11 protein-coding genes are annotated in these 10,373 nt (G+C 69.7%); all 11 read right to left on the bottom strand.

The window, feature by feature from the left end:
* Window positions 1–3: 3 nt before the first annotated feature.
* The gene (locus tag FHX52_RS03970) at window positions 4–885 is read right to left on the bottom strand and encodes a hypothetical protein (RefSeq protein WP_141820109.1); all 882 of its coding nucleotides are present in this window, start codon (window positions 883–885) and stop codon (window positions 4–6) included.
* Window positions 886–892: 7 nt separating this feature from the next.
* On the bottom strand, window positions 893–2,605 hold the full coding sequence (locus tag FHX52_RS03965) for a hypothetical protein (protein WP_141820107.1): 1,713 nt from the start codon (window positions 2,603–2,605) through the stop codon (window positions 893–895).
* A 10-nt stretch (window positions 2,606–2,615) separates the two neighbouring features.
* The gene (locus FHX52_RS03960; RefSeq protein ID WP_141820105.1) at window positions 2,616–3,572 is read right to left on the bottom strand and encodes a hypothetical protein; all 957 of its coding nucleotides are present in this window, start codon (window positions 3,570–3,572) and stop codon (window positions 2,616–2,618) included.
* 10 nt (window positions 3,573–3,582) lie between these two features.
* Window positions 3,583–4,083: a hypothetical protein gene (locus FHX52_RS03955; protein WP_141820103.1), complete on the bottom strand. Its 501-nt coding sequence runs from the start codon at window positions 4,081–4,083 to the stop codon at window positions 3,583–3,585.
* A 51-nt stretch (window positions 4,084–4,134) separates the two neighbouring features.
* Window positions 4,135–5,415 (bottom strand): hypothetical protein, encoded by a 1,281-nt coding sequence (locus FHX52_RS03950; protein WP_141820101.1) that lies wholly within the window; start codon window positions 5,413–5,415, stop codon window positions 4,135–4,137.
* Window positions 5,415–7,205: a baseplate J/gp47 family protein gene (locus FHX52_RS03945; RefSeq protein ID WP_141820099.1), complete on the bottom strand. Its 1,791-nt coding sequence runs from the start codon at window positions 7,203–7,205 to the stop codon at window positions 5,415–5,417. Before FHX52_RS03945 ends, FHX52_RS03950 begins: the two co-directional genes overlap by 1 nt.
* Window positions 7,202–7,654 carry a hypothetical protein gene (locus tag FHX52_RS03940; RefSeq protein WP_141820098.1) on the bottom strand — a complete coding sequence of 151 codons (453 nt, stop codon included), beginning with the start codon at window positions 7,652–7,654 and terminating at the stop codon, window positions 7,202–7,204. The genes FHX52_RS03945 and FHX52_RS03940 overlap by 4 nt, the downstream gene beginning before the upstream one ends.
* Complete coding sequence (locus FHX52_RS03935) at window positions 7,651–7,992, bottom strand: PAAR domain-containing protein (RefSeq protein ID WP_221630462.1); 342 nt, start codon at window positions 7,990–7,992, stop codon at window positions 7,651–7,653. Before FHX52_RS03935 ends, FHX52_RS03940 begins: the two co-directional genes overlap by 4 nt.
* A gap of 61 nt (window positions 7,993–8,053) precedes the next feature.
* Entirely contained in the window at window positions 8,054–8,710 is a 657-nt protein-coding gene (locus tag FHX52_RS03930) for a phage baseplate assembly protein V (RefSeq protein WP_141820094.1), read from the bottom strand.
* Entirely contained in the window at window positions 8,707–9,720 is a 1,014-nt protein-coding gene (locus FHX52_RS03925) for a hypothetical protein (protein WP_141820092.1), read from the bottom strand. Before FHX52_RS03925 ends, FHX52_RS03930 begins: the two co-directional genes overlap by 4 nt.
* Entirely contained in the window at window positions 9,717–10,361 is a 645-nt protein-coding gene (locus tag FHX52_RS03920) for a hypothetical protein (protein ID WP_141820090.1), read from the bottom strand. Before FHX52_RS03920 ends, FHX52_RS03925 begins: the two co-directional genes overlap by 4 nt.
* Between the last annotated feature and the right edge of the window lie 12 nt (window positions 10,362–10,373).

The following is a 10,373-nucleotide window of genomic DNA, read 5'->3' as shown; positions in this document are numbered from 1 at the left end:
GGCTCATCGGGAGACCACCAAGTCGAAGCGGGCGAGCTCCATCCCGACCCGCTCGTTGCCGTCGGTGGCGTATGCCGCCACGACGAGATGGTCACTCGCAGCCGTGCCAGGTGGCCCATAGGTCACCGAAGCAGTCCCCTCGGTCACTGTCACGAGCCGCGATCCCTGGGGTCCGCTCTGGCCGCCCGAGAGCGTGCCGGCACCGGGACCTCCACCGTCGTCGAACAGCCGGAGTGCGAGCAGGCCGAAGGGTGATGTCGTCGTCTGGCCACGGGTCACCTCGAGCACCCCCGTTGCGCCGAACGTGACGTCGAGGTCGACGTCCGCGCCCCCCGCCCGGATCGGCCCGGCAATCGACAGCTGCATCGGCAACCTGAACTCGCGAACCAACGCACGCTGGATGGGGCGGCCCGTGTGCCCCGCCACGCCTACCGGCCAGAACCAGCCCTCCGTGCGGAGCAGTAGCGCGCTCCGGGCGCTCAGGTCGCTGGGCATAATGTCGAGGAAGTCGACGAGGAAGCCCTGGTCGCCAGGTTGCACCAGAAGCGACGCGGTGCGCATGCCCGGGTCCTGCAGCCCGTGGACGAGCGCGTCGATGCCGGCCAGCTCCTGCAGGCGGTCACCGGCGTCCTCGGGCTCGACGAGGATCCCCAGCGTCACCCCGAGCCGCACGATGCGCCGGTGGTCGCTCGAGCCGCCGACCACCTCGGGGCGTACGGAACCGAGGTCGGGGTCGAGCGGTTCGATCGCGTCGACGCCCACCCGCACCACCGGTCCGGTCCCGTTCGGTGCCGTCTCGGCGCGTCGGCGCACACGCCCACCGAAGGGGGCCGGCAGCCGGGAGCCCAGCACGTCGGCAAGTCGGGTCTCGAACTCGGTGAGCATTGCGCTCCTACTGCGGGCGTCCGCGGTTGACGGCGGTCAGCCGGGTGTCGACGATGCGGTTGATCTCCGGGCGGAAGGTGTCGATCTCGTTGGTGACGAGCCGCGGGATCTCGGCCGTCGCCTTCGCGACCTCGTTACTGACCATTCCGGCGACGCGCTGGTTGATGCCCGCGATCTCGGTGGACATGTCACCACGGGCCGTCGTGAGGTTCACGTCGACCTCGCGTCGGACCAGCGTCGTCAAGTCGGTGCGAATGCCGGTAGACAGGACTCGTACCTCAGTGGCGGCCGCGTCACGCGCAACCTGCGTGAGCCTCGTCTCGAGGTCACGCCGTGATGCGGCGACGGACGAGTCGATCTCGGTGCGGAGGGAGGCTCGCGCATCGTCGACGGCCGTCGCGACGCGCGTGGGGATTTGCGCCTCCACGCCCGCGATCCGCTCGAGCAGCTCGGAGCGGGTCCTGGCGCGTTCCGCGGAGTCCGTGCGCCGGGCGGTCTCCAGCCGCAGGTCGACGCCCGAGATGGCGTCGCGGTTCGCCTTAGTCTGCTCGGAGAGCACGGCGACGTCACGCTGGAGCCGGTCGAGCCAGCCCGTCACAGAGGCCAGTGAGGACGCCAGCCTTCCCTCGACCTGCTTGGTGACCTGCGCGTCGATCAGGGCGGGGAGCCCGGCGAGCCGCTGGTCGATGACCGACCCCGTCCTGGAGATGCGTTCCTCGACGAGCCCCGTGACGTCCGCCCGGATCGATGCGTCGACCGCGCTGAGCGCGCTGTCCAGGTCGGAGCGGGCGGCGGCCAGCACGTCGGCGCGCAATGACTGGGTGGCCTCGGCGACGGCGGTCGCGACGACCGGGCCGAGGTTGGCGAAGCGGGAACTCAGCTCGGACCGCAGACCGGAGCCGAGCGTATCGACCGCATCGGCGGCCGACTCCCTGCCGGCGAGCCGCGCCGCGTCGAGGATCGGCGCCGTCTCGATGCCGCCGGTGGGTAGGTCGTGACGGACGTCGTCTATCGCGTTCGTCAGCTCGTCCTGCGTCACCAGCCCGCTCTGCAGCTTGCCGAGCCTGATCTCCAGCGCAGAGGCGTCGAGCAGCTCACCGTCCGGCCGCGTCAGCCGGTCGCGCAGCACCTCGACGGCAACGAGGCGGTCCACCATGCCCGGGACATCGATGGGCTCGCCGTCGCGCTCGAGCCGCGCGCCGACCTCGACCGCCCGACCGACCTCTGTCCGAAGCGTGCGCAGCGTGCCGCGCAGGTCGGCGATGTCGCCCCGGTCGTCCGCGGCACCGAGCACCTTGCGGTTGAGCGTGTTGAGCAGCGACTCTCGCACGAGGTCGTTGGTGGCCACCTCGTCGATGCGGACCCGTGACTGGTCGACGTCCGTGCCGACGCGGTCCACCCGTGTCGTCAGCGTGGTGATGTCGCGGCGGATCTTGAGGAACTCGGTCTCGACCGCTGGGTCCTTGACGCCTCCCCCGGTCACGAGCTGCCGCACACGCGGGTCGAGCCAGCCGATGCCCACCTGGTCCGGGTGCTCGTGTGGGGGCACGGCCTCGTCAGCACCTCGTGCGCCCAACGCGGCCCGGCCGACTTCGATCAGGGCGCCGACGAGCAGGTTCCAGTCGTCGGCGGCGATCAGCTCGCCGCGCTGCTTGCTGGACAACGGCACGAGCCGGCCGATGAGGGCATCGAGACGTTCGATCTCCGCAGCTGTTGGCATCATGCTCCCCCTAGGTCCGCACCACGCCGAAGAATGCCGGACCAGCCACCGCAGCGCCCCTGCGGTAGAGCTGGAGCTCTTGCTCGGGTTGCGTCTGGCCGCCGGCTCCGGCGAAGTTCTGAAGGATCGTCATCGTGGTGGCCACCTCTGGGGTGGCGAGGAAGTCGTCAGCGCCGGTGGTCTGCGCGTTGGCCAGGTCGAGCACCTCGCGGATCATCGCGTTGCCATGGTTGGCGATGGTGTTCGTCCACGTCGGGGTCGGCGTGAGCGTGGAGGCCTCGAGCTGAGCGACCCGGCTGAGCAAGCGGTCGCGGATCTCGGGTGCCGCGCCGCCGCGGTCGAGCACGTCGGTGATCTTGGCGCGCAGGTTCTGGCTCTCGATCTCGCGACGCAGCTCGAGGAGGCTGCGTCCGAACGAGTCGGTAAACCGGCGGATGTTGCCCTGGACCTCGTCGATCTTCTCGGCGATCTCCGGGTGATCGTGACCTCGCGGTGAGACGATCTGGGTCAGCTCACCGATCGTCCGGGCGAGGTCGGCCACGGCAGCGGCCAGCACGTTCCAGTCTTCCGCGCGGATCACCTCGCCGGGTGCCTTGCCAGCGAGCGGAGCGACGTTCGCCGCGGCGGCGGCCGCCGTCTGCTGCACCGGCGCCAGGTCGGCGTCGGGGATGTCACGGATCGGGGTGTCGCGGAACAGGTCCGGGGGCACGATTACCGGTACCCGCGTCGGCAGCGGCTGCGGGAACAGCCGAATCACACGACGGTCGATCGCGTTGATGAGGTTGGGGTGGCGGACGGTCATCTCCCAGCTGCCGGGGTCGAGATCGCGCACGAGCAGCGACCCGTCGAGGAAGGGCTTGCGCGTCACCTGCTGGCCCGTCGCCTGGTTGACGAGCTCGACCACGGCGTCTCGGTTTGCGGGCGCGTAGCCCTCGAGCCGGATGTCGAACGAAGCCTTGGCCATCATGGGATTCCTTTCAGCTGAGCCATTGAAGGTCGCCGAACGGGAACTCGATCTCCCAGAACAGCGTGAGCTCGTGGTCGTCGCGCTTGTCGACGGGCGGGAACACCACACGGTTGTAGAGGACGCTTCCCGAGTCGCTCTGGGAGACGAGGCCGGCTTCGCGGATGCGTCCGATCGCCGCGTCGGCCGGCAGCGTCCCGCGCACCCTGACCTGCACCACGCGGCGCTCCGGGACGATCGTGGCCACGAAAGCCGCAGGAGGGATCGCGCCGAGCGTGGCACCGTCCAGCGGAGCGGCGTCGCCGTCGGCGGCGTTGCTGAGCGCGGCCACGTTGACGTCGTCGGGGGCGGCGTCGCTCGTGCCCACACCCATGTGGGTGATCGGCGAGCCCGTGCCAGCGAACAGGTCCGCGATGAGCCGGGCACCGCTCGCCATCACGGTGTTGTGGGCGCAGCGCTCGTCGACGACGGTTCCGTCGCCCGCCGTCACCTGGAGGTGAAGGGTTGCTGTCATTTCGTGCCCCTCGTCGTGCTGTGCGTTCTGGTAATCACGCCTGACGTCCTCTCATCGCAGCACCGATTCGTCGAAGCCGGTGACGTCGAACAGTGCACCGGAGTCCCGAAGGAGGTCGCCTCCGGTGGGCCCGACCTCCCGGACGGTTCTCGGGAGGATCGCTACGAGTCGGTCGTCGCCGGGTTGGCGCTCGCCGTAGCGGCTGAGCACCACGTCGGTCGCGATGCCCACGCCCGCGATCCGGTCCACCGCTGCGTCGAGCGCCATCTCGAGCCGTTCTCGGGTGCTCACGCCCACCTCGGTGCCCCCCGACGCAGTCCTCATGACCTGCGCCGGAAGGCGGATCTCGAAGCTCGCCGGCTCGTGTTCGACCCAGGCCACCGAGGCCGAGATCTGTGGATGCTGGGCGAAGATCGAGTGGTCGTAGAGGGTCTCGTCGAACCGGCCGGTGCGCAGCGCGTCATCGGCGAGCGCCAGTAGGAATCGACCGAGACCGGGGGTCTGGTAATGCGCGAGCGGCAGGAACCACAACTCGTTCACACCCAGCGCGAGGTTCTGGGTGGCATTGACCTCAGCCTTCGTGCCCGGTCCGTGCGGGCCCGGCACGAGTGCGGCATACGTGTCGAGCAGGTGGCTCATATCGGTGCCGTCGACCGAGGCCCGCAGGCGGGTCGGATCCGCGGCGTCGGGCGCGATCGTGAGTCGCTGACCCACGCGCACCTCCCCGCGGAACGCGAGGGCCTGTCCCGTCGCGCGGTTGGCGATGAAGGGCGCATACTCCGATCCCCCTGCCTGCCCTGTGAGCACGACTGCCCATGGCACCGGGTCGATGCCGGCGTTCGTGACGCTCAGCCGCGCGAGGGGCTCCCAGCCGCCGACGGCCGGCAGCCGGGCGGAACGGAAGCGGTGCGGGTTCTCGACAAGGGCGGCGCCGGTGGCGTCTTCGGTCGTCTGCCAGCTAGCGACTCCCGGGACCATGTCGATGGCGTTGGCACGCTGGAAACCCTGCGTGTAGGTGTCGACGAAGATGCGCAGTGCCTCGCGGGTAACGCTTCCGGCCTGGAGGCGGGCGCCGGTGATCGCATGGACCCAGGCGCGGAACTCGTCGATGTCGTTGTGGAACTCCTCGGCAGGGATGTCGAGCAGCGCGGCGATCGCTGCCGCCTCGTCGAAGTCACGTGTGACGTCGATCCAGTGCGCACGCTGGACCAGCAGCGACACCTCGTCCAGGCCGTCAAGGTGGACGCCCCACACCTGGTTAAACGCGTCGACGAGCTCACCCTCGCGATAGAGCGGCGGAAGATGCGACGCAAGGGCGGTGGCGCGTGTCATCAGACCCCTCCCTCGCGGACGTCGACGCTGATCTCGCCTACGACCAGCCGGTCGCCGGGACCCACTGCCTGTGCGCCTATCCCGTCGGCGAGCTGCATGAACCGGTCCACCGACTCGGTGGTGACGGACACGTCGGCACGGACGATCGCGAACCGGGAGTCGTCGCGCAGCGTGGCGATCAGGCCATCGACGGTCACGCTCCCCCCGCCAGTCAGCCCGGCGGCATACGAGGCGGCGGCCGCGTCGATAGCAGCGGTGGCCTCGGCGAGCGTGACCCCCGCCACGAGGTGGATCGGGATCAGAGCGTCGAGCTGGATCGTCGCTCCCAGGCCAGCCACCCCCGTCTCGGTCGTCGCCGTGAAGCTGAAGGGCCGGACCGGTTGCAGCACAGTACCGGTGGGTGCCGTGACGGTCGCGGACGGAGGACCGCCGAGCTCGAACTCGAACGAGGCGTCGACGACCCGGGCGTCGGAAAGAGCGACCAGCGTCACCTGCGCCTGCCGCAGTGTGCCGCCCGGAGGCAGGGAGCGGATGTGGTCGACGACCCGCAGCTCGAGGTCCTCCTGGAGGCTCGCGAGCTCCGTCGAGGTGACGCCGTCACCGGTGAGGGTGAGCGACACCCGGACCCTCACGTCCGCCATCCTCGCAGCGGCCGTGATGACGCGGACGCCAGCGGGGCGCAGCTCCTCGATTCGACTCACCACGTCGGCCTCGAGGTCGGCATCCCCCTGCCGCTCGTAGGCGACGTCGACCTGGATCTCGCCGGGCACCCCGTTCGGGAACTCGGTGATGGCGACGTCCTTGACCCCGGGGATCGACAGCAGACCGAACTTGAGCGCGTGCACCGTGCCGCGTGCCGCGACGGCTAGGGCACCGCGCGCTCGACGGCGTAGCTCGTCATCTGGCTCCGCGGACGCCGCAACCGCCGCGGGTGCCTCGTTGGTGGCGCTCGCGATGCCTGCGATCAGCACTTCGAGGCGGTCGATCGCGTTCGCCGCGACCGCAGGCGTCGATTTGGAGATCCCTGCGGCCAGCACCTCGCGCGACGGCTCGCCCGGCTCGAGGACGAGTGGTGCGACGGTCGCGTAGCGGTTGCCGTCCGCGTCGGCGACGACGGCCGCGGTCGGCACGGTTATCTGCCCCGTCGATCCGGGGGCGCGCGTGAAGCGAACCCGAGTCGTGGCCACACCGGCCGGACGCCGCTTCACCCCAACGAGCGCTACGACCTTGTCGAGGTTCGATCCCTCCGCGGTGTCGATGAAGGCGGAGCGGTAGACGTTCTCCATTAGCAGCTCGACGAGTGCGATTTCTCGGGCGACGGACTCGAGCATGGTGCGCGCGACCGAGCCGACGTTCAGATCGGTGATCGGCGTCGGTCGCGTCTGCGTCGGGTAGTAGTTCACGGTCACCGTCGACCCGGCGGGCGGCTTGCGTCCGGTCGGCCGGAACCGGATCGCATCGTGCTCGTCGCCCGCGGCACCGGTGGCCACGAGCTCGAAGTCCGCATCGGTGAAGCGGTACGGCACCCCGACGGTCTCCATCTCAGGGGCGCCGTTGGTGTCGAGCACGACGTCGCCGTTGGCGTCACGAACCGGCCGTTGGAGCTCGATCTCGCCCTGCAGGTGGCTGACCCGCCGGATCGGCCGGTCCGCGAGGTGCGCGAGGACGATGACGTCGCCAAGAGGGACCACTGCGGTCTCACGCACGGTTCCGCCGGTCAGGGTCGTCAGGGCGTCACGGACGATCTCGGGATACGTCCGGGGCACGAAGCCGTCGGGAGTCGCTGTCAAAGCTCGACCCCCAGTCCGATGGTCACCGGTGTCGATCCGTCGACCGGCTGAACCGTCACCGTGAAGCGCAGCTCCGACGGTCCCTCCGACGCGATGTCGAAGACGAACGCGACGACCTTGTCCTGCACCCTCGGCTCCTGGGAGACCACCTCGAGCACGAAGGCCTTGCACAGCGCTCGGTTCGACTCGTTCTTGTTCGTCCCGATCAGCTCGTGTAACCGCGACCCGTAGACTGCGTGCCCGAGCTCGGCGAGCGTTCCGCGCGGCGTAAGCATTCGGAGGATCAAAGCCTGCCCGAGGTTGTGGGCCCCAGACTGCAGCATCGGACCCTCGAGTGCGCGGTCGACGTTGCCCGCACCGAGCCGAAGGTCGAGCGCGGACGCGTCGTGGGCGGCCATTGTCGGCGGGCCCGGGACAACGAGGAGGTCGGTGCCAAAGGGATCGCTCATCCGATCATCACCGTCCCTGCCGGCCCGACGATCGTGCTCACGGGTGCGTCGGCCGGATCGTTGCAGGTACTCACCTGGTCACCGACGCGAGCGATCCCCTTGCCGCCCGCCTTGACGGTGACCGACTGCATGACGACTTTTCCCTGATTGGATGGCGGCGTCTGGAACGAGGTGCCCGGCGGCGTCGGGACGTGCGACGGGCTGTTGACGGCGACGCTGCCGTGGGTCGCGACGGGTTGGCCGCCGATCTTCACCGTCGTCGCCGTGCCGCTCTGGATCGCGCCGCTGAACGGGTGCGGCAGCGGCAAAGGGACCGGTCCTCCCGGCGTCAGCACCATGACGGTGTGGGCGTCGACTCCGACGACCTGAGAGTTGGCGGTGGCGGCAGGCTGGCCCACGTCAGTTCACCTCCACCGTGCCGCCGGACACCGTGACCTTGCCGGAGCCCTCGATCGTGATCTGGCTCGCCTTGATCTCCAACTTGTTCGACGCCTCTAGCTTGAGGTTGCCGTTAGCCCCGAGCTCGATGCTCGCGTCGCCGGCCCTCACCGTCACGGCGGCGGGCGAGTTGCCGTCGACGACGAGCTCGGCGTCGCCGATCGTGATGGTGGCCGACTTGCCGGTAATCTCGACCGTCGTATCCCCGACCTTGAGGGTGAGCTCAGGCGTTGCGGGGTCGGCCAAGACGTCTATGTTGGGTGAGCTCGCACCCGCCGGCAGCTGCAGCACCAGCTGGCCGGCCCCGTGCTCCGGTGGTGCGAGATCGCGGTCATAGAGCCGCCCGACCACCACGCCCGCGTGCGGATCGCCGTCGGCGAAAGCGACGACGACCACGTCGTCGACGGCGGGCATCGCCACGAAGCCGAGGACGCCGACCGCGACCGGGATACGCGGCACCACCACACGGGTGTCGCGGATCCTCACACTCACGGAGTGGTCGTTCGCGGCGAGCACGGTCGAGTGGACTTCTGTGACGATCCCGACCGCCACCCACGAGCGGACGTTGGCCTCATGGCGTGCGATCCGGGCCACCGCGTCGTACAGCAGGTCAGTCACAGCAAGCCTCCGATCGCGCCGGTGAGGTCACCTAGCAGGCCGCTCGTGTCGCCACCGGAAACGCCGAGCAGCGCGGTGCTGCCGCGATCCCACCTCAGCTCGTGCCGGACTGTGGTGATCAGCCACGGGCCCTCGTGCTCGGGGTGCTCCGTCTCCTGGATCTGCACCACGTCGCCAGGTCGACGCGCGGGCTGCAGCCAGCACTCGGCACAGAGCCGTCTCGTGGCCGACGCCCGACGCGCGGTCGCGCTCTTGTTGCCGAGATCGACATCGGTCTGCGTGCGCATCACGGGATCGGGCCACCAGCTGCGGCCGGGGCTTGGGTCATCGGCGTTCGTGACGGCATCGGCGTTCACCACCCAGGCGTCCGGGGCCAGTGCGACCCCCGAACCGCCAGCGCCAACGAGCGCGAACTCGTGCTGCGCCCGGTGTGACGACGCGGTCAACGAGGTGAACTCGCGATCCCGTCGCATCGCCACCGTCGGTTGTCCCATTGGCCAGGGCAGCACGGTGAGCCGGCCGTCACCGTCGATCGCGGCCACGGCGCCGGAATGGTCAGCCAGCGCTACTACGTGCTGCGCCGCGGTCCTGCGGGCATCGGCGACGTATGCCGCCGTCTGGAGCGTGGCCGTGATCAGCCCGGTGCCGACATCTGCAAGCTGAGCGAGCTGGCGAATGATTTGCATCGCCGGCATACCGTTGTACGTCTCCGAGGGCCTCTTTCGCGCAAGCGCCGCACCTCCGTCGGTGATCGACACCAACGTCCCGCCCGTGCGCCGGTCGACGTGCTCGACCGAGCCCGTGATGACGGTGGCGGCCCCGGCGCCACCGTCGAGCTCGATGGTCGCGTCGACGCCAGGGGTCGCTTCCACATCGACTCCAGCCGCGATTAACACGTCGCCCCGGTTTACGCCAGGCAGCAGCGCCAGCTCCGCTGTCACCGAACGGATCTGCACGGTGTACCGGAGCCGGTCGATAGTGACCGTGGCGGCCGTCGTCAGCGTGGTCATGACCCGAACAGCTCCGACAGCGACGAGGTTGCTGAGCCGAGCCGCTGGCCGACCGCTCCGAGCGAGGCGGTCACGTCGTTTACGGGGTCAAGCAGGCCGCCGAAGTCGAAGCCGGCCAAGCCCGTGAGCGCATCGAGTGCCTCGAGCGCGTCGAGTGCTCCGTCGATCGCGCCCGCGACCTCGCCAGCCACATTGGCGAGATCGCCGAGGACATCCGTGTCGAAGCCGAGGTCGCCGAGCCCGAAGTCGTCCAGGCCACCAAACCCGGACAACTGCGCGGGCGGCGGTAGAGGCGGGCTCTCGGCGAGCTCGAGCGCGAACCCCACGACGCCCGGGCGCCCGGCTGTCTCGCTCGCGATGAAGTGGGTGACGACCACGTGCTGGAGGTCCAGCGCCGTGACGATGTCCGCCGCGAAGGTCGTCTCCTCACCCGAGGTCGCCAACGACTGGAGGTTCGCGAGGTCGCTTAGGGCCGTGTCACCCGTGAGCACGCCCGCGATCGCGACACGATGGCTCGGCCGGCCGCTGCGCTGCTGGGCGTGACCTTCCAGTCCCAGCACTGGCACGTCGGTAAAGCCGGCATCGGTCGACTGGTCGACACGTTGCACCGCGGTGAGCGTGATGTCGCCGAGCAACGGCATCGGGCGCGCGCC

Origin of the sequence: Humibacillus xanthopallidus (genome assembly GCF_006717145.1) — a bacterium.
Classification (GTDB): domain Bacteria; phylum Actinomycetota; class Actinomycetes; order Actinomycetales; family Dermatophilaceae; genus Humibacillus; species Humibacillus xanthopallidus.
This window is presented reverse-complemented; position numbering and strand designations above follow the sequence as displayed.